The sequence below is a fragment of the uncultured Ruegeria sp. genome (assembly GCF_947504215.1).
Classification (GTDB): Bacteria; Pseudomonadota; Alphaproteobacteria; order Rhodobacterales; family Rhodobacteraceae; genus Ruegeria.
Window position 1 is genome coordinate 308,485 of the sequence record NZ_CANNGO010000003.1, and the last position, 22,653, is coordinate 331,137.

At 57.0% G+C, this 22,653-nt stretch carries 20 protein-coding genes; 8 read left to right on the forward strand and 12 right to left on the reverse strand.

Going from position 1 to position 22,653, the window contains the following annotated elements:
* The first annotated feature begins 35 nt into the window (after window positions 1-35).
* Both Q1B21_RS08710 and Q1B21_RS08715 read left to right on the forward strand, forming a co-directional pair.
* Window positions 36-815, forward strand: coding sequence for a hypothetical protein (locus Q1B21_RS08710; RefSeq protein WP_299888389.1), 780 nt, complete (start codon window positions 36-38; stop codon window positions 813-815).
* Window positions 812-1,840, forward strand: coding sequence for an endonuclease/exonuclease/phosphatase family protein (locus Q1B21_RS08715; protein WP_299888391.1), 1,029 nt, complete (start codon window positions 812-814; stop codon window positions 1,838-1,840). The genes Q1B21_RS08710 and Q1B21_RS08715 overlap by 4 nt, the downstream gene beginning before the upstream one ends.
* 5 nt (window positions 1,841-1,845) lie before the next feature.
* Here the strand turns inward: Q1B21_RS08715 and Q1B21_RS08720 are convergent, their stop codons facing one another.
* The gene (locus Q1B21_RS08720; protein ID WP_299888394.1) at window positions 1,846-2,745 is read right to left on the reverse strand and encodes a sugar nucleotide-binding protein; all 900 of its coding nucleotides are present in this window, start codon (window positions 2,743-2,745) and stop codon (window positions 1,846-1,848) included.
* 84 nt (window positions 2,746-2,829) lie between these two features.
* Between Q1B21_RS08720 and Q1B21_RS08725 the strand changes: the two genes are divergently transcribed.
* Complete coding sequence (locus Q1B21_RS08725) at window positions 2,830-3,723, forward strand: LysR family transcriptional regulator (protein ID WP_299082351.1); 894 nt, start codon at window positions 2,830-2,832, stop codon at window positions 3,721-3,723.
* 141 nt (window positions 3,724-3,864) lie between these two features.
* Window positions 3,865-4,968: a 3-isopropylmalate dehydrogenase gene (gene leuB, locus Q1B21_RS08730; RefSeq protein ID WP_299082353.1), complete on the forward strand. Its 1,104-nt coding sequence runs from the start codon at window positions 3,865-3,867 to the stop codon at window positions 4,966-4,968.
* Window positions 4,969-5,012: 44 nt separating this feature from the next.
* On the opposite strand, the gene Q1B21_RS08735 is transcribed toward leuB, so the two are convergent.
* Window positions 5,013-7,202, reverse strand: a complete 2,190-nt coding sequence (locus tag Q1B21_RS08735; protein WP_298936487.1) for a transglycosylase domain-containing protein — start codon at window positions 7,200-7,202, stop codon at window positions 5,013-5,015.
* Between the two features lie 260 nt (window positions 7,203-7,462).
* On the opposite strand from Q1B21_RS08735, the gene Q1B21_RS08740 reads away from it, so the two are divergent.
* Both Q1B21_RS08740 and Q1B21_RS08745 read left to right on the forward strand, forming a co-directional pair.
* Complete coding sequence (locus tag Q1B21_RS08740) at window positions 7,463-7,801, forward strand: P-II family nitrogen regulator (RefSeq protein ID WP_298936488.1); 339 nt, start codon at window positions 7,463-7,465, stop codon at window positions 7,799-7,801.
* A 33-nt stretch (window positions 7,802-7,834) separates the two neighbouring features.
* On the forward strand, window positions 7,835-9,160 hold the full coding sequence (locus Q1B21_RS08745; protein WP_299082357.1) for an ammonium transporter: 1,326 nt from the start codon (window positions 7,835-7,837) through the stop codon (window positions 9,158-9,160).
* Window positions 9,161-9,228: 68 nt separating this feature from the next.
* Here the strand turns inward: Q1B21_RS08745 and Q1B21_RS08750 are convergent, their stop codons facing one another.
* From Q1B21_RS08750 to Q1B21_RS08765, 4 genes are all read right to left on the reverse strand, one after another.
* Window positions 9,229-10,413, reverse strand: coding sequence for an amino acid aminotransferase (locus Q1B21_RS08750; protein ID WP_299888400.1), 1,185 nt, complete (start codon window positions 10,411-10,413; stop codon window positions 9,229-9,231).
* Complete coding sequence (gene sseA / locus Q1B21_RS08755) at window positions 10,413-11,267, reverse strand: 3-mercaptopyruvate sulfurtransferase (protein ID WP_299888403.1); 855 nt, start codon at window positions 11,265-11,267, stop codon at window positions 10,413-10,415. Before sseA ends, Q1B21_RS08750 begins: the two co-directional genes overlap by 1 nt.
* 92 nt (window positions 11,268-11,359) lie before the next feature.
* On the reverse strand, window positions 11,360-11,629 hold the full coding sequence (locus tag Q1B21_RS08760) for a hypothetical protein (protein ID WP_298936492.1): 270 nt from the start codon (window positions 11,627-11,629) through the stop codon (window positions 11,360-11,362).
* Between the two features lie 40 nt (window positions 11,630-11,669).
* Window positions 11,670-12,245 carry a helix-turn-helix domain-containing protein gene (locus tag Q1B21_RS08765; protein WP_299082361.1) on the reverse strand — a complete coding sequence of 192 codons (576 nt, stop codon included), beginning with the start codon at window positions 12,243-12,245 and terminating at the stop codon, window positions 11,670-11,672.
* 105 nt (window positions 12,246-12,350) lie between these two features.
* Between Q1B21_RS08765 and ilvD the strand changes: the two genes are divergently transcribed.
* Window positions 12,351-14,183: a dihydroxy-acid dehydratase gene (gene ilvD / locus Q1B21_RS08770; protein WP_299888407.1), complete on the forward strand. Its 1,833-nt coding sequence runs from the start codon at window positions 12,351-12,353 to the stop codon at window positions 14,181-14,183.
* Window positions 14,184-14,340: 157 nt separating this feature from the next.
* Here ilvD and Q1B21_RS08775 read toward each other — a convergent pair whose 3' ends face one another.
* Complete coding sequence (locus Q1B21_RS08775) at window positions 14,341-15,159, reverse strand: sulfotransferase family protein (protein ID WP_299888410.1); 819 nt, start codon at window positions 15,157-15,159, stop codon at window positions 14,341-14,343.
* 143 nt (window positions 15,160-15,302) lie between these two features.
* Here Q1B21_RS08775 and Q1B21_RS08780 point away from each other — a divergent pair, with 143 nt between their 5' ends.
* Window positions 15,303-16,880, forward strand: coding sequence for a DUF5928 domain-containing protein (locus Q1B21_RS08780; RefSeq protein ID WP_299888413.1), 1,578 nt, complete (start codon window positions 15,303-15,305; stop codon window positions 16,878-16,880).
* Between the two features lie 45 nt (window positions 16,881-16,925).
* Here Q1B21_RS08780 and Q1B21_RS08785 read toward each other — a convergent pair whose 3' ends face one another.
* The 5 genes from Q1B21_RS08785 to Q1B21_RS08805 form a co-directional block, all read right to left on the reverse strand.
* On the reverse strand, window positions 16,926-18,422 hold the full coding sequence (locus Q1B21_RS08785; RefSeq protein WP_299888526.1) for an aldehyde dehydrogenase family protein: 1,497 nt from the start codon (window positions 18,420-18,422) through the stop codon (window positions 16,926-16,928).
* An 18-nt stretch (window positions 18,423-18,440) separates the two neighbouring features.
* Window positions 18,441-19,547: a saccharopine dehydrogenase family protein gene (locus Q1B21_RS08790; RefSeq protein WP_299888416.1), complete on the reverse strand. Its 1,107-nt coding sequence runs from the start codon at window positions 19,545-19,547 to the stop codon at window positions 18,441-18,443.
* A 242-nt stretch (window positions 19,548-19,789) separates the two neighbouring features.
* The gene (locus Q1B21_RS08795) at window positions 19,790-20,785 is read right to left on the reverse strand and encodes an ABC transporter ATP-binding protein (protein ID WP_299888419.1); all 996 of its coding nucleotides are present in this window, start codon (window positions 20,783-20,785) and stop codon (window positions 19,790-19,792) included.
* A gap of 1 nt (window position 20,786) precedes the next feature.
* A complete protein-coding gene (locus tag Q1B21_RS08800; protein WP_299888422.1) occupies window positions 20,787-21,815 on the reverse strand; it encodes a Gfo/Idh/MocA family oxidoreductase in 1,029 nt (342 codons plus the stop codon).
* Window positions 21,812-22,651 (reverse strand): carbohydrate ABC transporter permease, encoded by an 840-nt coding sequence (locus tag Q1B21_RS08805; RefSeq protein ID WP_120631798.1) that lies wholly within the window; start codon window positions 22,649-22,651, stop codon window positions 21,812-21,814. Before Q1B21_RS08805 ends, Q1B21_RS08800 begins: the two co-directional genes overlap by 4 nt.
* Window positions 22,652-22,653: the final 2 nt, after the last annotated feature.

The window sequence follows — 22,653 nt, forward strand, 5'->3', positions numbered from 1 at the left end:
CAGGGGCGGCGATACGTGGAATATTGGTGGCACTCATGGTGCTTACTCCCGCGTTATACCTCCCAGTATCATCGACGAACGGGACCGAGATTGTGGTCTTTCTCGCGATACTCGCGTTTATCTTGACATTTGCTGAATACAATTCTGCCTTTCCCAGTTTCATTGAGTTTCGTGATGCGCCGCCGGTGAACCGGTTGCGATTCGTTGGCCTGATGTCGATGGTCACTTTTCTAACGCTGATCTGTAAGAACACTTACGCCCCGACAGAGCTGACAACATTCTTCTATTCAATGGGTCTGTCCGTCGCCAACGTTGTCGACTTCCCGTATTCGCCGGTTCGTCTGATCGTGTTGATGGTTCCCGCTGACGCAAGTCTGCCATTGATTGAACTGGTTCGCGTCACTGCCAGTGTTGCCTATGTTGCCGCCTTGGTGACGATCGCCAGCTTTGCGTATGCCGTCAAACTGAAGGGGTGGCCCACCGGCAATGGCGCGTTCAACGTGTGGACCAATTTACCGCTGTTTGACCCAACCAAAGGTGGGGATGTTGTGGCTCGGCTACAGCGCGATGGACGTTTGAATATCTGCATCGGTGTCTTGCTTCCTTTTCTTATCCCTGCCGCGATTGAAATGCTGACAAACTTCGCCAACCCGATCTCGCTGAGCAATCCTCAGACCTTGATCTGGACGCTAAGCGCTTGGGCCTTTTTGCCCGCCAGCATGATCATGCGGGGAATGGCGACACTGCGCATCGCAAGTTTGATCGTCGAAAAACGCCGCGCCTATTCCACGAACGAGACAACTCAGGCTGCATGATACGCGCCCTTGTTCTGTGTTTGCTGCCCTTTGCGGCGCATGCAGATGTGATACGTGTTGCCACCTTCAACACCGAACTCAGCCGAAAAGGTCCGGGGCTTCTGCTGCGTGACGTTCAACGCGACGATCCTCAGGTCCAGGCCGTTGTCGCAGTACTGGTGGCAATGCAGCCCGACATTGTGGCCTTACAAGGCATCGACTGGGACATGGATGGCCTCGCCTTGACCGCTTTGTCCCGCAAACTGCGTGAATCGGGACTGGATTTTCCCTACCACTTTGCCGCCCAGCCCAATTCCGGTTTGGACTCTGGCCTTGATCTGGATGGGGATGGTCGCACGCAGGGTCCCGGAGATTCGCATGGCTGGGGGTTGTTTACCGGTCACGGCGGCTTGGCCGTGCTGTCAAAGCACGAAATTCTGCGGTCTGAAATCCAGGATTATTCCAAGGTCTTGTGGCGTGACCTGCCCGGAGCCGAATTACCGACGGTTGATGGCGAACCCTTCCCTTCGGATCAGGCTCAGGCCGCGCAACGCCTGTCGTCGACCGGGCACTGGGTGGTGCCTGTTGCTACACCGATCGGCCACATCAGTCTGATGACCTTTCACGCCAGCCCGCCAGTGTTTGACGGGCCGGAAGACCGCAACGGGCTACGCAACCGGGATGAGATTCGACTTTGGTCATTGCTGATGGATGGTGATCTTGGCCCCGTGCTGACGAACCGCTTCGTGATCGCAGGGGATGCCAATCTGGACCCGGATCAGGGCGATGGGCGCAGACACGCAATCCGGTCGCTTCTGGCCAATCTACACCTGCAAGACCCGCAGCAAAAGGATGCGACCGGCGCGTTGGCAACGGTTGACTGGAAAGCCGCCGGAAAGATGCGTGTCGACTACGTCTTGCCGTCGGCAGACCTCAAAGTCATGGATGCGGGTGTTTTTTGGCCTGCTCCGAATAGCGACCTGCGAGACGCGGCCCAAAGCGCCAGCCGTCATCGTCTGGTCTGGGTGGACGTGGCGGTACCCTAGACCGCTCAAACGGCCACTGCTTTGGTCGCGCGCGAAGGCCCTGACAGAGACGCGGGAATTGCGGATCGCAAGACATCGTCCAACCCGGTCTGCTGCACCTCTCCCAACAGCTCGGCCATCAGGCTACCATCCAACCGATGGGGCACATCCCATAGATACCGCATCTCAAGCAAGTGCGGGGCCAGTCGCCAGAATGGTTTAGCAAGGTGAAGGGGCCACCAACTCATCTGTTTGATCGTCACGGTCTGGGCGGTCACCCGTGACAATGCCGTGGCAATCTCTGTTCCTGTCAGAGTGTGCCCGGCGAAGGGGACATCACAGAACCGAGGCAGCCTATCGCGCATCTCAGCCAACGCAGCGGCTGTTCGCGCCAAATCAGGGAGGTAAGCCCAAGCATGAGGAATGCTTGGATCGCCAGGGTAAACCAACCGACCACGCGATAAGTGTTTTATCATGACCTGATCAAACCAGTTGCCCGAGGCGCAGGTATCGATGAAATCCCCTGCTCGCAGGATAATCGTCCGCACGGATGAACTGCGATAGGTTTCTTCCATTTCTATTCGGATACGACCCAGCGGGTTTGTCGCCAGATGCGGTGTGTCACCCGACCAAGGGCTCGGCGTATTGGCGCCAAACACATAGACATTCCCCGGAACAATGACGGTTGCACCGGTTTCCGAGGCCACGTTGATCACCTGCCGATGCAGTTTCAGCACCAGACGCGCCCAGTCCGGATAGGGCGGGTTCCAGGCATTGACGATGACATCCGCCCCTGTCGCCGCCTCTTCCAGCACGTCGGTCTTACGATCAAAATTGCGCACGACCCAACCCGCATTGCCAAAAGCCAAAGCGGCGTTGCGGCCAAAGCGACCTGATGCACCCAAAACTAGAACGGTCTGTGTCATGGCATTCTCCTGTCAGCAGCCAATGTAGTCATTCAATTCAATTAAGGAATTGCCGGTCGGTGTAGATTGTGTATTCATTTTTGAATGGACAGAACCTTAACACATGCGGACTGGTCCCTGATTCAGAGCTTTCTGGCCGTTGCCGAAACCGGATCACTGTCTGCCGCGGCGAGGCAGCTGGAACGCAGCCAGCCAACATTGGGCCGACAGGTCCAAACGCTTGAGGCTGAGTTGGGCGTGTCCCTGTTCGACCGACACGCACGCGGGCTGAAGCTCAGCGAGGTTGGATCTCAGCTTTTGCCGATGGCACAACAGATGCACAGCGCCATGAGCGCGTTCAGTATGACCGCAGCAGGGCAGTCGCAGCAATTGGAAGGCTCCGTTCGGATCACCGCATCCGTTTTTGCCTCACACCATCTTTTGCCGTCGATTCTGGCGGACATACGTCGGCAGGAACCGGCGATTCAGCTCGAGCTTGTGGCGACCGATGCGAGCGAGAACCTACTGTATCGCGAGGCTGATATCGCTGTGCGCATGTACCGCCCTGAGCAGATGGACATCGTGTCCCGTTACATTGGTGACGTGCCGCTTTGCTTTTGCGCGGCCAAATCCTATCTGGATCGGGCGGGTCGGCCCGAAACCCCCGAAGATCTGTTCCGTCACGATCTGGTAGGATTTGACGCCAACAAGCAGATCATCGACAAAATGCGAGAAAAGGGATGGCCAGCCAGTCGCGACAGTTTTGCCACCCGCTGCGATCTGCAAAGCGCCTATTGGGAGCTTATCCGGGCGGGCTGCGGCATTGGTTTCGGCCAGGTTCAGGTTGCCCAAGCAGATCCCAAAGTGGAAGTCGTGCGCCTGGATGTTGAGATTCCCATTTTGCCGGTCTGGTTGGCCGCGCCACAGGCCATGCGTCAGACCCCGCGCATCCGCCGGGTCTGGGATCTTTTGGCAGAAGGGTTAAAAGCCAGCCTGTAGGCATTTTTGGCAAAACTGATGCCGTGCGCCAGCCAAACCGTGGCCAACCTGCGCTTTCGGTGTGAATCGGCTGGATCGTCTCATTGACCCGATGCGGCACAGACGCTAGGGCCATTGCGACGAAACGCAAGGAGACCCTTCATGTCCAACCCCTCGCTCCTCATCCTGCCCGGAGATGGAATTGGCCCCGAAGTCATGGCCGAAGTGCGCAAGATCATCGACTGGTTCGGTGCCAATCGCGACCTACAGTTTGATGTCAGCGAGGACCTTGTCGGCGGTGCGGCCTATGACGCTCATGGTGCTCCGTTGTCGGACGAAACAATGGCAAAAGCGCAGGAAGCGGATGCTGTTCTGTTGGGGGCCGTTGGAGGCCCTAAATACGATGATCTGGATTTCAGCTTGAAACCAGAACGCGGCCTGCTGCGTTTGCGCAAGGAAATGGACCTGTATTCGAATCTGCGCCCAGCGCAATGCTTTGACGCGCTGGCCGATTTCTCATCTTTGAAAAAGGACATTGTCGCAGGTCTCGATATCATGATCGTGCGCGAGCTGACGTCAGGTGTCTATTTCGGCGAGCCGCGTGGTATCTTCGAGGAAGGCAACGAACGCGTGGGGATCAACACGCAGCGTTACACTGAATCCGAAATCGAACGCGCCGCGCGCTCGGCCTTTGAACTGGCGATGCGCCGGAACAAGAAACTGTGTTCGATGGAAAAGGCCAACGTGATGGAATCCGGCATCCTGTGGCGTGAGGTCGTAACTCGTGTTGCTGCGGATTATCCCGAAGTTGAACTGTCGCACATGTATGCCGACAACGGCGCGATGCAACTGGTCCGGGCGCCCAAGCAATTCGATGTGATCCTGACTGATAACCTGTTCGGTGACATCCTGTCGGATTGCGCAGCTATGCTGACCGGTAGCCTGGGCATGCTGCCTTCTGCCAGCCTCGGCGCGCCGATGGCCAATGGTCGGCCTAAGGCGATGTATGAACCGGTCCACGGATCTGCGCCCGATATCACGGGACAAGGCAAGGCCAACCCAATCGCGTGTATCCTCAGCTTTGCAATGGCATTGCGCTACAGCTTCGACCAAGGCGCTGAAGCGGATCGTCTGGAAGGCGCGGTCGAGAAGGTTCTGGCCGACGGCGTGCGCACTGGCGATCTGCTGGCCGATGAAGGGGTCGAGCCGGTTTCGACTACGGAAATGGGCGCTGCCATCATCGCAGCGCTGGACGAAAGCCTGTAAGTGGTGTTGGGAGGTGCAGCGCACCTCCCAACCCTTCGTGGAATTTAGTTCCCGCCGAATATGTCCTTCAACAGATTGTCGACGGCCTTGGCAAACCCGCCACCCTGTTTGCGGCGCGGCTGGCTGGGTTGTTGCACCTGCACCGGCGGAGCGGGTGCCAGCATCGGCAGCGGTGTCGGGGTCATGCCTTCGGTCACACGCAACATGGTTTCCCGCCAGATTTCCGCAGGCAAACCACCTCCAGTCACACCTGACAGCGGCGTGTTGTCGTCATATCCCATCCACACGCCAGTGACATAGTCGGCCGTAAACCCGATGAACCAGGCATCGCGCGCAGCCTGAGTGGTGCCGGTTTTACCCGCGACTTGCCAGCCGGGCAGTTTGGCCCGCCCGCCGGTCCCCTGGGACACGACGCGTTCCATCATCCAGGTCAGCTGCTTTGCGGCTTCATCGCGGATCACCCGCTCGCCGATTCCGGTTGTCGTCACCATGACCGGCTTGTCATCCCCCAACAGCTTAAGCTCGGTCAAACCGTAGGGCTCCACGGCCGAACCGCCGTTCAGGATACCGGCATAGGCCCCCGTCATCTCGATCAGCGTGCTTTCGGATGCGCCCAGCGCCAAAGCGAGCCCTTGCGCGAGATCGCTGGTGATTCCGAACTGGCTGGCCACGGTACGGACGTTTTCCAGCCCCGAAATCTCGGCCACTTTAACAGCTGGAATGTTCAGTGAATTCTTCAGCGCATCGGCCAAACTGACCCGGCCATAATACTTCTTTGTGTAGTTCTCAGGGCACCATTGACCGGACCCGGCAATGTTCCAACATGTGGGTTCATCCATCACAGTATCCAGCGGGGAGTATCCCAGTTCCAGCGCCGTTGCATAGACAAAGGGCTTGAAGGATGACCCGGTCTGCCGCAGCGCCTGCGTGGCACGGTTGAATGCGCCAGATACACGCGTCTTGCGACCGCCGACCATCCCGCGCACCGCGCCATCGGCTGACATCACAACAATCGCGGCCTGTGCTTTCGATCCTTCGCGCACCTTTTCCTGAAAGATGTACTTCAACGCCTCTTCCGCAGACTTCTGAATACGCTGATCCAGAGTAGTGCGGATCACCACATCCTCGGTCGTATTTCGCGTAAAGAACTCTGGTCCGCTGGCCATCACCCAGTCTGCAAAATAGCCCCCGGCACGCGCTGCGGCAGCTTCGGACAATTGCGCCGGCCTGCTACGGGCTTCACTTGCCTGGGCGCCCGATAGATAACCCTGAGTTTCCATCAGGCCCACCACAAGCCGCGCGCGGTCCTGGGATCGCTGCAGGTCGTTTGTGGGCGCATAACGCGTCGGTGCCACCAGCAGACCAGCAAGCATCGAAGCCTCGGCTGGTGAAACTTCGGCGGCAGATTTGCCAAAATAGCGCTGGCTCGCAGCTTCGAACCCGCGCGCGCCTGCACCCAGGAAGGCGCGGTTCAGATAGATTGTCAGAATCTCATCCTTGGAGTATTTGACCTCCATCGCCATTGCGTAAATGGCTTCTTTGCCTTTGCGCCACAGCGACCCTTGCCGACAATCGGATTCATACGCGGCCTCGGACTCCCACTGGTCAGGTTCATAGGGCACGCCAAGACACAATAGTTTCGCCGTCTGCTGCGTGATGGTCGAGCCGCCATGGCCAGACAACGGCCCACGCCCTTCGCTAAGGTTGATGCGCACAGCGCTGGCCACGCCACGTGGACTGATCCCGAAATGACGGTAGAATCGTTTGTCCTCGGTCGCGACGACGGCGTTCTTCAGGTGGGGTGAGACGGTATCGGCCGTGATTACCCCACCGAACTGGTCTCCGCGCCACGCAAAGACCTTGCCGTCGCGGTCTAGCAGCGTCACCGATCCCCGCGCACGTCCGTCCAAAAGCGCGTCGACATCCGGCAATGTGGTATAGACGATACCCACCGCCAATGCGACCAACATGCCGACAATAGCTCCGACACGCCATGTCAGACCCCAGATCAACCGCCATATCCAACGGAAAAGACGGCGAAAGATGCCACCGCCGTTGCCGCCGGACATTCTCCGTGTTTTTTTCCGTGCGGTCTTGCGCGTTGTTGCCTTGCGTGCGGTGGCCTTCTTGCCCGCTGGCTTCGCAGCGCGCTTGGTCGCCGTGGGCTTGCGCCTCTTCGACGGGTATCTTTTATCCGCGACCAATGTCGATTTACGACGTCTGGACTCAGTCATGCTCAAACTCTGCCCGATTATGCTTTTGGGCCACCTTACCCCGGTACTCTGGGTATGTAGAGGTCAGAAATTCCGGAATTTCCCCTTCTCATTGATGCTTAATTTTTAATCTACTTGCGCAATTTGTGCAAAAAATGTGCAACTTTGCGTCATTTAACGGCGCTTTTACGTCCCGTGACCGTTCCCTACGGCGGTCTCTCGCGCTCTTTTTCTGCAGGTGCAAACAAACCGGTCCCGCCGGGGAAGCAGAGGGGAAAGACGTGAAACTGATTATTGCGACAATCAAGCCGTTCAAGCTGGAGGAGGTGCGCGAAGCACTGACCACGGCCGGGGTGCGCGGCATGATGGTGACCGAAATCAAGGGCTTCGGCTCGCAATCCGGTCACACGGAAATTTACCGTGGGGCCGAATATGCTGTGAATTTCGTGCCCAAGATCAAACTGGAAATCGTGGTTCCTGCCACCATGGCCGACCAGATCGTCGAGACCATCACCAAAACCGCCAAAACCGGCAAGATCGGTGACGGCAAGATTTTTGTCCTCGATGTCGAGCAGGCGCTGCGCGTGCGGACCGGGGAAACCAACGAGGAAGCGCTGTAGGCGCCCTTACTCCACATCATTCGAGGACTGACAATGAACCTGATGAAATCTCTCATCCCTGCCGCCGCGATCGTCGTGCTGCCGCAGATGGGTCTTGCGCAAGAGGACGCCGCAACCGGCGAAGCTGCGCTGCATACACAATACATCTTCACCACCTTGCTGTTCTTGATGGCGGGCTTTCTGGTGTTTTTTATGGCCGCTGGTTTTGCCATGCTCGAAGGCGGGCTGGTGCGATCGAAAAACGTTGCCATGCAGATGATCAAGAACGTGGCGCTGTTTTCCTTTGCCGCAATCATGTACTGGCTTATCGGCTTCAACCTGATGTACCCTGGCGACGGCTGGACCATAGCGGGTTGGGTTGGCCCGTTCTTCTCAACCACAGTTCTGGATCCCGTGGGAGTCCCCGCCGCGGAAGCGGCGCTGGATTATGCGTCGGTTGGCTCGGACTTCTTCTTTCAGCTGGTGTTTGTGGCCGCAACCGCCTCGATAGTTTCGGGTGCCGTGGCGGAACGGATCAAACTGTGGCCTTTCCTGATCTTCGTGATCGTGCTGACCGGTGTGCTTTACCCGATCTCTGGGTCCTGGCAGTGGGGCGGCGGCTGGTTGTCCGAAGCAGGCTTCTCTGACTTTGCTGGCTCAACTGTTGTGCACTCGGTCGGTGGCTGGGCGGCTCTGGCTGGCTGTCTCATCCTTGGCCCGCGTATCGGCAAATATAAGGACGGCAAAGTCCACCCGATGCCCGGTTCAAACCTGGCGCTAGCCACCTTGGGGACATTCATCCTGTGGCTGGGTTGGTTCGGCTTCAACGGCGGCTCGCAGCTGGCGATGGGCACCGTGGGTGACGTATCTGACGTATCGCGCATCTTTGCTAACACCAACATGGCCGCTGCGGCGGGCGCTGTTGCCGCCCTGATCATGACACAGGTTCTGTACAAAAAGCCTGATCTGACCATGGTTCTGAACGGCGCGCTTGCTGGTCTCGTCTCGATCACTGCCGAGCCTCTGGCGCCGACCCTGTTCGGCGCGCTTTGGATCGGTGCAGTCGGCGGTATCATCGTTGTCTTCGCGGTTCCCATGCTGGACAAGTTCAAGATCGACGACGTGGTCGGTGCCATCCCGGTTCACCTGTTCGCAGGCATTTGGGGCACCATCGCCGTGATCTTCTACGGTGAGGCCAGCCTGATCACTCAGCTGACCGGTATCGTGGCCTACGGCATCTTCACTTTCGTCGCCGCCTTGATCCTATGGTCCATCCTGAAGGCCGCCATGGGCATCCGCGTCAGTGAAGAGGACGAGATCAATGGCCTCGACATGGCCGAACTGGGTATGGAAGCCTATCCAGAGTTCTCCAAAGGCTAGACCTTGATTCAAAAGACACGAAAACCCGGGCGCTTGCGTCCGGGTTCTCTTGTTCTAAATCGTGTTCGTTAGACGCCGACGTCGACAATCGCTTTGGCCAAGATCGGCACAGTTGTGGCGTTCAGGCCTGCGATGTTCAACCGGCTGTCACCAACCATATAGATACCGTGATCGCCCCGCAGTTGCTCAACCAGGTCCGGTGCAGCGCCGAGGCGCGAGAACATACCGCGATGCTGTGCGATAAACCCGAAGCGATCTGAACCGCTGTGGCGCTGCAACTCATCGGCCAGTTGTTGACGCAGGTCCAACATCGACAGACGGACCTCTTCCAGCTCTGCTTCCCAGTCCGCGCGAAGTTCCGGGTCTGTCAGGATCGTTGTTACAACTCTTGCCCCGTGATCCGGTGGGAAGGAGTAGTTCTGGCGGTTCAGGAAGGCCAGCGTCGACTGGTTCAGCGCCGTTTGCGCCGCATCATCGCTGATTGCCATCAGTAGGCCAGTGCGCTCACGATAAACGCCGAAGTTCTTCGAGCAGGACGCCGCGATCAGGCATCGTTTGACGGACGAGGCCACCAGACGGGTCGCCTGCGCGTCTTCCTCAAGGCCGTCGCCAAAGCCCTGATAGGCGATGTCGATCATCGCCACGAGACCAAGCTCATTGATGATGTTCACGACGTCTTGCCACTGGACCATGTTCAGGTTGGCCCCGGTCGGGTTGTGGCAGCAGCCATGCAATAGGACGACGTCGCCAGCATTGGCAGTTTTCAGGTCCTCGATCATACCGTCGAAATCGACGCCACGGGTCTCGTCGTCAAAATAGCGGTAAGGAACCGCTTCCATGCCCAGATAGTTCAGGATCGACAGGTGGTTGGGCCAAGTTGGGTTCGATACGAAGACGCGGGCCTCAGGGTTGGCCATGCGGATCATCTCGAACGCCTGACGGCAGGCACCGGTGCCACCCGGAGTCGCAACGGCGGCAATATTGGCGCGCGGGACGGATGCACTAAGGATCAGATCAATCATCGCATCGGCATAGGCCGGATCACCGGCAAGGCCGGTGTAAGCTTTGCTCTCCTGCTCCTCCAGAATGCGCTTTTCAGCTGCTTTCACCGCGCGCATCACCGGGGTGATACCATCAGCATTCTTGTAGACGCCGACACCGAGATCGATCTTTTGATCCCGCGGGTCCTCGCGGTACATTTGCATAAGCGCCAGAATCTTGTCGGCAGGTTGCGGTTTGAGATGTTCGAACATCAGTTCTCTCCGGTTGCGACGGGCAGGGTCGGGAAGGCACCCCATTCAGCCCAGGAGCCGTCATAAAGCGAGTGATCTTTCTTGCCCATGCGCTCAAGCGCAAGGCTAAGGATCGCGGCTGTCACGCCCGACCCGCAGGATGTGATCGCGGGTTTCGACAGATCGACGCCTGCGGCCTCGAAAATGGCGCGGCACTCCTCGGGTGATTTCATCGTATGGTTTCTGTTCAGCAATGCACCGAAAGGCACGTTGCGAGAGCCAGGGATGCGCCCCGACCGCAACCCTTCGCGCGGTTCGGGGTCTGTACCCGTGAACCGGCCCGCCGCGCGCGCGTCTATGATTTCGTGGTCGCCTAGCTTGGCAGCGGCAGAGACTTGCGTGACATCGCGCACAAGCTGATTTTGCACCCGCACGGTCATGTGGCGGTCGCGGACAACAGGCGGCAGATCCTCGATTTCACACCCTTCGGCCTGCCATTTTGGCAAGCCCCCATCCAGAACGGCAATGTTTTCTTGTCCCATCAGACGGAACAACCACCAGACGCGCGCTGAAGACATAAGACCGGCACCGTCATAGACCACCACCTGATGGCCGTCGCCCACGCCCATAGCGCGAAGACGCGACATGAACTTTTCGACCGGCGGCGCCATATGTGGCAAATCTGATCGCTGATCAGAGATGTCATCGATGTCAAAAAACCGAGCGCCCGGGATGTGGCCCGCATCGTATTCGGATTTGGCGTCACGCCCCTGTTGCGGCAGGTACCACGACCCATCCAGAATCCGCAGATCCGGGTCCTTCATATGAGCGGCCAGCCATTCGGTAGACACCAGGGTTTTCGGATCGTCCAGCATCAATGCCTCCCCAAAACGTGCAGGAGTTTCCCTATACTTGGCGGGATGCGTATTCAAGACTGGATGGAGGATGTTAGCGCTGTTTCACGTCTTCATCGCGCGCGACGCAGCCTGATATGCTGTATAATTCCGATAAAGCTGATTGCGATCCAGAAACTTTCGATCAGCATCGAGGCCAGATTGAAGTTCTGCAGCAAGGAATAAACGATCAGAATTGACCCAAGCAGGTTGATCACCGGAAAGGCCAGATCATCGGAGTTCATCATGCGCATCTGCGTCGCGAAATAAGCCCCGACCACAACCAGTGCGCCAAACGACCCGAGGGCATCGGCCCAAGTCAACGTGTCCAAAAAAGCAGCCATCAATAGCCCTCATTATCAGTTCAGCGGGTGGAAACTTGGTTCAGGTAACCGGCTCTGACGCAGCCGTTTGCCCATAGTGATGCATATTCAGGAACATCGCTCCTGTTTGCCCTGCGCGATACCCGTGTGGGACATCCGCCGAGAACCGCAGACCCTGCCCCGCGTGCAGCGAAACCCATTCATCGTCGCGCAAAACGTCAAGGGCCCCATCAAGGACAAATACCTCTTCGGTAACTCCGGCAGCATGGGCTGGCGATTCGTGGCATTGGTTTGGAGTCAGGGAAACGTGAAAGGTCTCTGCCCCCAAAACCGGGTCAAACGGAAACACGATCTTTACTTCGATACTGCCTGGAAAAGTCACCGTTCGAAACATGTTCGCATCCGATGAGTCACGCAAAACAGACGTTCCGATCAGCGCACTGAGAGGCAGCTGAAACCCTTTGGCAATCTTCCACAAGGTGGCAATCGTCGGGCTTGATTCGCCGCGTTCGATCTGGCCCAGCATTGCTTTGCTGACCCCGGTCAATTCCGAAGCTTTTGACAAGCTCAGCCCCGAGGCTGCCCGCACATCCCTCAGTTTTAGCGTGATTTCGCCAGTTTCAGCCAATGTTTCCATGCCAGTGCCCTGCGATTTCCCTTGTACGTTATAACGCACATATGATACGTGCGCTATAACATACGCACCCAGATACCGCAGGTAGGGCAAAAGGGAAACAGCATCATGCCAATGTACCGATCCAGAACCTCCACTCATGGCCGCAACATGGCCGGTGCCCGTGGCCTGTGGCGCGCCACCGGCATGACCGATGGCGATTTTGGCAAACCGATCGTCGCCATCGTCAACTCTTTCACTCAGTTTGTGCCCGGCCACGTGCACCTGAAAGATCTGGGTCAGATGGTCGCGCGCGAAGTCGAGGCCGCAGGTGGTGTCGCCAAAGAATTCAACACCATCGCCGTGGATGACGGCATCGCCATGGGTCACGACGGGATGCTCTATTCGCTGCCTTCCCGCGAGGTGATCGCCGACAGTGTGGAGTATATGGTCAATGCCCATTGCGCCGATGCGATGGTCTGCATCTCGAACTGCGACAAGATCACCCCCGGCATGTTGATGGCCGCGATGCGGCTCAACATTCCGGCGATCTTTGTTTCGGGTGGCCCGATGGAGGCGGGCAAGATCGACATCGCCGATCTGGACGCTAAGAAGATCGACCTGGTGGACGCGATGGTTGCTGCTGCAGACGACAGGTTCACGGACGAACAGGTCAAACATATCGAAGAAAACGCGTGCCCTACCTGCGGGTCATGTTCAGGCATGTTCACTGCCAACTCGATGAACTGTTTGGCCGAGGCGCTTGGTCTGGCCCTGCCGGGCAACGGCTCGACCCTTGCCACCCATGCCGACCGGAAAGAGCTGTTTCTGGAAGCCGGGCGCAGAATCGTCGAGATCACCAAGCGCCACTATGATCTGGATGAGAAAGGCTTCTTGCCGCGTGAGATCGCCACGTTTGAGGCGTTTGAGAACGCCATGAGTTTGGATATCGCGATGGGCGGGTCGACCAATACGGTCCTGCATCTGTTGGCCATCGCGTATGAAGGCAATGTCGATTTCACAATGACCGACATGGACCGGCTTAGCCGAAAAGTGCCATGCCTGTGCAAGGTCGCGCCCAATACCGAGAATGTGCATATGGAAGACGTCCACCGTGCGGGCGGCATCTTCTCGATCCTTGGAGAGTTGAGCCGTGCGGGGTTGTTTCACGATGATTGCAGCACGGTCCACTCGCCCACGATGGCCGAGGCCATTGCCAATTGGGACATCAAGGTCGCCAACAACCCAAGGGCTCAGGATCTGTTCAAAGCGGCACCAGGTGGCGTCCGCACCACGCAGGCGTTTAGCCAGTCCAACCGTTACAAAGAGCTGGATACAGATCGCGAAGGCGGTGTGATCCGCTCCAAAGAACATGCCTTTAGCCAGGATGGCGGTCTTGCAGTTCTGTTCGGTAACATCGCCCGCGACGGTTGCATCGTAAAAACGGCTGGTGTCGACGAGAACATTCTGAAGTTCACCGGATCGGCCTATGTTTGTGAAAGTCAGGATCAAGCCGTCAGCGATATTCTGACGGGTAAGGTCAAAGAAGGGGATGTTGTCGTCATCCGCTACGAGGGGCCGCGCGGCGGACCGGGGATGCAGGAGATGTTGTACCCGACCTCATATCTGAAATCCAAAGGCCTCGGCAAGGCCTGCGCCTTGCTGACCGATGGACGGTTTTCGGGCGGCACGTCAGGTCTTTCAATTGGTCATGTTTCACCCGAAGCCGCGGAAGGTGGCGAGATCGGCCTCGTGCAAACCGGCGACAAGATCGAAATCGATATTCCTAACCGAACAATCCATCTTGCGGTGTCTGATGAAGACCTCGCAGAGCGCCGCAAATCTCAAGACGAAAAAGGTTGGGTTCCTGCGGCACCGCGCAAGCGCAAGGTCTCTACTGCGCTTAAGGCCTATGCAAAACTGACAACCAGCGCGGCAAAAGGCGCTGTTCGAGAGCTTTAACTGAACCCAAGTACTCCCGCGCCCGATCCGCCGCATCGGCTTCGCCCATACGGTGGTCGGTCTTGGGCCCGGCGCCGCGCAGAGCGCGGCGCCGGGCCCAACCAGAGGAGATGTCTCGCAAGAGACATTGACGATGGGCGGGAGAGTTTGCCAGCGATCAGTCGCCCAATTTGGCGTGAACCTCGTCCAGATCAATCTCACCAATCGGCATCTTGTTGGACGGGTCATGAAAATCGTATTTGAACAGCTCGAAATCCTGCTTGTAGATTTCATAGACCAGATGCATCGACAGGTCGTCGAAATAGTCCTCGACAGGATGGGCGCGTTTGGGTCCGTGCCCCTCGGATTCGTTAAACCGAGGAATATCTGACAGAGCTATCGCGTGCTGCGTGTCCGTTTTGTCCAATACACCTTGCATGCCGTCATTGAATTTCTCGGTCCAGAATATCCTGTCATATTGCCCGCCATTCACTATGAAGGTCGAGACGTGGCCCGACATGGCAGACCAGTGAATGTCCGGATCCATGGGCCTACGCCACCGGATCGTGTCGCGCGCAAACAGCAAAAATCGGCGGAAGCTGGCGATTTGGTCAAACTCACCTTTTCCGTCGTCACCGCCGACTTCAATCCCATAGTTGTAGATCAGCGTCGGAACCAGATTGCCCCGGTATCTTTTACCGTTGCGCTGGATGCCACAGATCTTGTCGAAAAATGAACTAAGGATTCTTGTGTACGGGTTGCGCACACAGGTGAAAGAAAACGACGCGTGATTACGGACATTCGTGGAGATCAAGCCTTGGCTTTGATCAAACGCCCATTTGTGCATACCACCTTTGGCATCATGAATATCGCCGTCAAAAAAATGACCATGATCCGAAAAATACATGATCTGACCAATGGTCGAGCAAGCACATTTTGGCACCACACGGTATACCATACTCTCGCTCTCGGTCATCCAGGTGCCGGGAAAACCCATCTGCTGCGCCTCCTATACTGGCCGGGCCTAAATTGGACGTGCCAGCATTTGAGACCAAAGAACCAAAAATATTCTGTTTATTCAATCGTTCATCCTCAGTATCACGGTTGGAAACGGGCAGAAACGGAAATTGCGTAAACCTCATGGCAAAGATTGCCTATATTTTGCTTTGTCACAAAGACCCTGATGCGATCATCGCACAGGCCGAGCAGCTAACTGCCGTCGGGGATTGCATGGCGATTCACTTCGATGCCCGCGCCAATGCGGCGGACTATGATCGCATCCGCGCTGCACTGAAGGACAATCCAAACGTCACATTCGCCAGCAAACGCATCAAATGCGGCTGGGGAGAATGGTCGCTGGTTCAAGCCACGCTAAACGCCCTGCAGGCTGCTGTTGACGCTTTTCCCCGTGCCACGCATTTCTACATGCTTTCGGGCGATTGCATGGCGATCAAGACCGCTGAATACGCGCATCAATTCCTCGACGAGAACGACTTGGATTTTATCGAAAGCCATGACTTCTTTGAGAGCAACTGGATCAAGACTGGTATGAAAGAAGACCGTCTGATCTATCGCCACTACTTTAACGAACGCACGCAAAGCGGGCTGTTCTACGCGTCTTTCGAAATGCAGAAACGTTTCGGCCTGACCCGGGACATCCCAAAAGACATCCAGATGATGATCGGCAGCCAATGGTGGTGCCTGCGCCGCAGAACCATCGAAATGATTCTGGATTTCCTGAACCAGCGCCGCGATGTGATCCGGTTCTTCTCGACCACCTGGATCCCAGACGAGACGTTTTTTCAAACTCTCGTCCGCCACCTGATCCCAAAGGGCGAGATCGAAAACCGCACACTTACCTTCTTGATGTTCTCAGACTACGGAATGCCCGTCACGTTCTACAACGACCACTACGACATGCTGTTGGGTCAGGATTATCTATTTGCCCGCAAAATCAGCCCCGAGGCGCATGAGCTGAAAGACCGGCTGGGCGCATTATACGCCAGCGAAGGCGTTGATTTTCCGATCTCGAACGAGGGCCGCAACCTGCATGCTTTCCTGACAGGGCGGGGGCGTGTCGGCCGCAGGTTTGGCCAGCGGTTCTGGGAAACGGAAAACACGCTGGGACCAGAGCGTGAGTTGTTCCTGGTTGTGTGCAAAAAGTGGCACGTGGCCAAACGGTTGGTGGATCAGATTGCATCAGAAACAGATATCCCGTGTGTCGAATATCTGTTCAACGAACAAGACACCCCGCTGCCAGATCTTGGGGGGATCGAAACGACATTGACGAAGCGGTCCAGACACCGGCGGTCTGTGGTTCGCATGTTATTCGAAGGGTTTGGGGCGGACCGGCTGGTTTTGTGCCTGGACCCTGCCAATCTGGACATCATCCGCGATTTTTGCCGTGACAAGGCCAAAACGCGTGTGCTGGAGATCGAATGCGAATACTCGGACGAGTATCTGATCGGCCATGCCCGACGCGTTGGGTTGGCAGGTGAGAACAGCCCGTCAGAAACCGTATCACGCCTGTTACCCACACTTCACAATGATCTGGCGTATGAATCTGAACAGATCCGCAATGCCGAGTTTGACGGCTACTTGCGCATTCGCGAGACATCGGACCGAACTGAGAACGAAGCAGTTATCGCCAAGTTTCTGGGGATTGGGGCCGAAAAAGCCCAGGCGGTGATGCGGCTGGACTATCTGTTTTCCGACTGATCACAAAGTATCCGGCGGCGCGGGTCAGCACCGCCGGAAACATCTTCAGATATCGAATTTGACGCCCTGCGCCAGAGGCAATTCGGCCGAATAGTTCACCGTGTTTGTCTGACGACGCATATAGGCCTTCCAAGCATCTGATCCGCTTTCACGCCCGCCGCCGGTTTCTTTCTCACCGCCAAACGCACCACCGATTTCGGCACCCGACGGGCCGATATTGACGTTGGCAATACCACAATCCGATCCAGCGGCTGTCAGGAATTGTTCGGCCTCACGCATGTTCAACGTAAACACACAAGAGGACAGACCCTGCGGCACGTCATTCTGAATTTCCAGCGCCTCATCAAAATCGTCATAGCCCATGACATAGAGGATCGGGGCAAACGTTTCAGCCTTCACGGTCGCGGATTGACCGGGCATTTCGACAATCGCCGGCTCCATGTAAACACCAGCTGGTACACCGTCCGTCACGCGATTGCCGCCGAACACCGACCCGCCTTCGGCTTCGGCGGACTTCAGCGCTGCAGTCATTGCAGCGCCCGACGCCTCATCCACCAGCGGCCCGACCAGAATGCCTTCTGCCAGCGGATCGCCAATTGGCAGGCCAGCATAGGCCTTTTTCAGACGCGCGACCAATTCGTCCTTGATCGAGTTGTGAGCAATCAGCCGGCGCAATGTGGTACAACGCTGTCCTGCGGTGCCAACGGCCGAGAACACGATTGCGCGCACCGCCATTTCCAGATCGGCCGACGGGCCGACGATCATGGCGTTGTTGCCGCCCAGTTCCAAAATGCATTTGCCAAACCGCTGCGCCACAATCGGGGCAACTGCGCGGCCCATACGGGTGGAACCGGTAGCGGAAATGACCGGTACGTCCTCGCTGGCCACCAATGCCTCGCCCAGCGCCGCACCGCCAACCAGCGTTTGCAACAGACCTTCGGGTGCGTCGCCAAATCGGACCAATGCACGTTCGAAAATCTTCTGACAGGCCATCGCGGTCAGCGGTGTTTTCTCGGACGGCTTCCAGATCACTGGATCACCGCACACCAAAGCCAATGCCGCGTTCCAGGACCAGACCGCGACCGGGAAGTTGAAGGCCGAGATTACGCCGACGGGACCGGCAGGATGCCATGTTTCCATCATCCGGTGACCGGGGCGTTCCGATGCAATGGTCAAACCGTAAAGCTGGCGTGACAGGCCCACGGCAAAGTCACAGATGTCAATCATCTCCTGCACTTCGCCCAAACCTTCGGAAGTGATCTTACCCGCTTCCCAGCTGACCAATGCGCCCAGATCTTCCTTGGCCTCGCGCAGTTCTTCGCCCAGCAGTCGGATAAGTTCACCCCGGCGCGGGGCTGGAACCGTACGCCACGCTTTGAAGGCCGCCTTGGAGCGGACAATTACCGCATCCATATCGCTGACCGGTGTTTCATGCACCTCGGCCAGCAGGCCACCGTCGATGGGCGAGGTCACCGGCAATGTGCCACCGGTCAGTTCTGCCGTGGTCATATCCAGTTTTGCAAAGATGGTTTCTGCTGTCATTACAACGTCTTTCATGTCTCAAGCCGCCTTGTTTTGTTGGGTCACATCGCCGGCGCGATACAGCCGGCCAAACTCGGTGTTCAGGAAATCGGAGAGCTTCACCTGCTCCTGTCGGATAAATCCAGTGGACGGCAATGCGCCGGTGCGCATCAGATCCACCACGCCCAGCACACCTGCTGCGGTGGTGACCTGAATCGCGCTCCAGACCTGTCCGTTGATGGTGCGTGCAAAGGATTTATTGATCAGCGATTTCTCTCGCAGCTCACCGTTGATCAGGCCTTTGGCGGTGCAATAGACCAGCACCACATCCTGATCCGTGCGTGGCAGGGCGGATTCGAAAATCTCTTTCAAAAGGTCGCGACGATTTTCGAGACCAAGATCCTTGAGCAGCAGCTTCAGGATATCACAATGCCCCGGATACCGGATCGAGCGATAGGATACAGCACGTGCCTTTCCGTCCAGCGTTTCGGGCAAGGTACCCAGACCACCTGAGGTATTGAAACACTCGTATTCTACGCCGTCATGACCCAGAACTTCGTAATCCTCCAGTGGTGCGGTCTTGACCAGTTTGCCATTCACAATGGCATCGCAGGGATTGCAGTATTCATTGATCAACCCATCGGTTGACCAGGTCAGATTGTATTTCAACGCGTTGGTCGGGTAGAGAGGCAGCGCCCCCACCCGCATATGCAGGCTGTCGATTTCATCGAACTCCGCCGCAAGCGACGCACCTGAAATCCCTACAAAGCCCGGCGCCAACCCGCATTGCGGCATAAAGGCCGTTTCACTGTCATCGGCAAGCGCGCGGACAGCGTTTGTGGCAGCCACATCCTCGGTCAAATCGAAGTAATGCGCGCCTGCATCCTTGGCGGCCTTGGCGATTGTTGGGGTCAGGAAAAAAGGCGCGGCAGAAATCACCGCATCAAATCCGGTCAGGCCTTGGGCCAGCCCGTCCGCGTCTTTGGCGTCGATCTGTTTCGTGGCGACGCCCAATTTGGCAATCTCGCCCAGCGCTTTCAGATCATGATCCGCGACAGTGACGCTGTAATTTGCTGAGCCTTTTAACAACGTGGCAATCATCTGCCCGATTTTGCCAGCCCCAACGACGCATACATTCCAGGACATTGCGTGCCTCCTCTTGGTGTTTCCTAAGAGAATGAAGCAGCAAGCGGCCGTTTCAGAGGGTCAATCTTGACGAAATCAACTGTCAATCCGTCTAAGTGACGGAAATATTGACGAATTGACTGCGCCCGTTATTCGAGTAGGCCCCAGATGGAATTGGTTCAGTCATCACGAAGTGCCCTGGGTGTATCGGACTAGATGCACCCAAGGCTTTCTAGTCTTCTCGACTTAACGCAGGGCTTGGCTTAAAGCCTTTTCCCGTCCTCGCCAAAGGACAGAACTTTGGCCTGATCAAAGCTGATACCGACTTCCGCGCCGGGCAACACGTCGTGCTGGCCAAAAGCACGAACTGTAAAGGGCTTGTCTGTGCCAATATTGATCATCGCATTTGTGTCGGCGCCCAGCTTTTCAACATGGATCACAGTCCCGTTTAGCTGCCCGGTCTGACCAAGCTGAGCGTATTCCGGGCGAATGCCAATAAACGTCCCTGTGTTGCCGCCAATCATATCAGCGGGCACAAAATTCATCGCGGGCGATCCAATGAATTCGGCGACAAACCGATTGGCTGGGTCGTTGTACAACTCCATCGGGCTGCCGATTTGTTCGACCCGGCCATCCCGCAGGACAACGATCTTGTCGGCAAGTGTCATCGCTTCGGTCTGATCGTGGGTCACGTAGATCATGCTGGCATCCAGCTGACGGTGAAGATTGGCAATCTCGACCCTTGTATTCAGGCGCAGCGCCGCGTCGAGGTTGGATAATGGCTCGTCAAACAGGAACAGTTTGGGGTTGCGCACAATTGCGCGCCCGATGGCAACCCGCTGACGCTGTCCGCCGGACAGCTCGGCCGGGCGCCGGTCCAGATAGGGTTCCAGCGACAGCATCCGGCTCGCCTCGGCGATCCGCCGCTCGATCTCATCTTTGGGATGGCCCGCCTGTTTCAGGCCCAACACCATGTTGCCCCGCACGGTCAGATGCGGATACAGCGCGTAGGATTGGAACACCATGGCGATCCCGCGCTTGGCGGGTGGCACGTCATTGACCTGCTGGCCGTCGATTTCAACTGTGCCCGAGGTGGCGTCTTCTAGCCCGGCAATCACCCTGAGAAGGGTTGATTTACCGCACCCCGAAGGGCCGACAAACACAACGAATTCGTTTTCCTCGACAGTCAGATCGATGTTCTTCAGAACGTCCACCTTTCCAAAGGACTTGCACACATTGCTCAGCGTCAGGGCGGTCACGTCATGTCTCCTTCAGGTCGACCGGCTGGCCGGTTCGTATACTTTCGTCGGCGGCAAGGCAGATGCGCAGCGATTGCACTGCGTCGCTCATATGGCGGGTCAGATCGATGTCCTGGGCAATCGCCTGCAGCATGTAGGCTTGCTCGGCATCGCACAGCTGTTGATGACCCGGTTCGCCGTCCATTTCGATCAGGGTGTCTCCGTCAGGTCGATGGATCAGAATGCCACCAACTTTGGTGTGGCCGTCCACATCATCTGAGTCACCCTTGTTGCCTTCGGTGATCGACACGGCACCGTTGGGTGAGACGATGTCTTTCACGAAGAACGCCGTTTCAGACATCATCGGGCCCCATCCGGCCTCGTACCAACCCACCGAACCATCTTCGAAGACAACCTGAAACTGGCCGTAATTATACATATCCGGCGCTATTTCATCAGACAGGCGCAGGCCCATTCCGTTTACACGAATGGGCAGCGCTTCTGTGATTTGGCACATCACATCGACATAGTGGACGCCACAGTCGACGATGGGGGACGTGGTCTGCATCAGCGCCTTGTGAGTTTCCCATGTCGGGCCAGTCGACTGCTGATTCAGGTTCAGGCGAAAGACATATGGCCCGCCCAGATCGCGCGCCTCGGAAATCAACCGCATCCAGGACGGGTGGTGGCGCAGAATGTACCCAACGACCAGCTTACGATTGGTCTCAACTGCTTTGGCAACAACACGACGAGCATCCTCAACCGTCGTTGCCAGCGGCTTTTCGACAAACACATGCGCGCCAGCCTCCATCGCCGCGCAGGCATAGTCAGCATGGCTGTCCGAATAGGTCGCAATTACCGCGAGATCGGGTTTGGTCTCGGCCAGTGCAGTGTGGAAATCAGTGTAGACCGGATAGCCTTGCAGATCAGTGTGAGTTACCTCACCTGATCGATTCACCAACCCAGCAATTTCTGCGTCGGAATGGTGATGATGGGCCAGCGCGTGGCTAAGACCCATATTGCCCAAACCTGCGATCAAAACGCGGATCATTTGACCGCCCCTGACGTGATGCCGCGGATCAGTTGCCGCGAGAAGATCACGTAGAGAACCATGACCGGCAGGATCGCCATGCTTAGCGCAGACAGAACAGCGTTCCAGTCCGTGACGAACTGTCCGATGAAGACCTGACTGCCCAGTGTGAGCGTCTTGGTTTCTTCTGCCGGGGCCAGGATCAGCGGGAACCACAAGTCGTTCCAGATCGGGATCATGTTGAACACAGCGACGGTTGCCATGGCTGGACGGACCAGCGGCAGGACCAACCGGAAGAAGATGGTATATTCGCTCAGCCCATCAATGCGGCCTGCGTTTTTCAGATCGTCGCTGACCTGGCGCATGAACTCAGACAGGATGAATACGGCCAGCGGCAGACCTTGCGCGGTATAAACAAGGATCAGGGCCATCAGCGAGTTCACAAGCCCCGTTGCCACCATCATGTCAAGGATCGCCACCGTGCCGATACGGATCGGGATCATGATGCCCAGCGCCAGATAGAGGCCCATCAAAGTATTGCCCTTGAACCGATACTCGCTAAGCGCAAAGGCCGCCATCGCGCCGAACAAAAGGATGAAGAACAACGACGCCACCGTGACGATCATCGAGTTCTGGAAGTACAGGAAGAAATCCCCCTGTTTCATCACCGTCTGGTAGCCAATCATCGAAAACGTGTCGGCATCAGGCAAAGCCAGCGGCTCGCGAAAGATCGCCTTACGGGATTTGAAGCTGTTGATCACGATCACAAAGACCGGGAAAAGCGCGATCAATGTGTACAGGATCAGCGCGCCGTGCATCGCGGCAATGTTGAACGGGTTTCTGCGGGCTTTGTTCATGG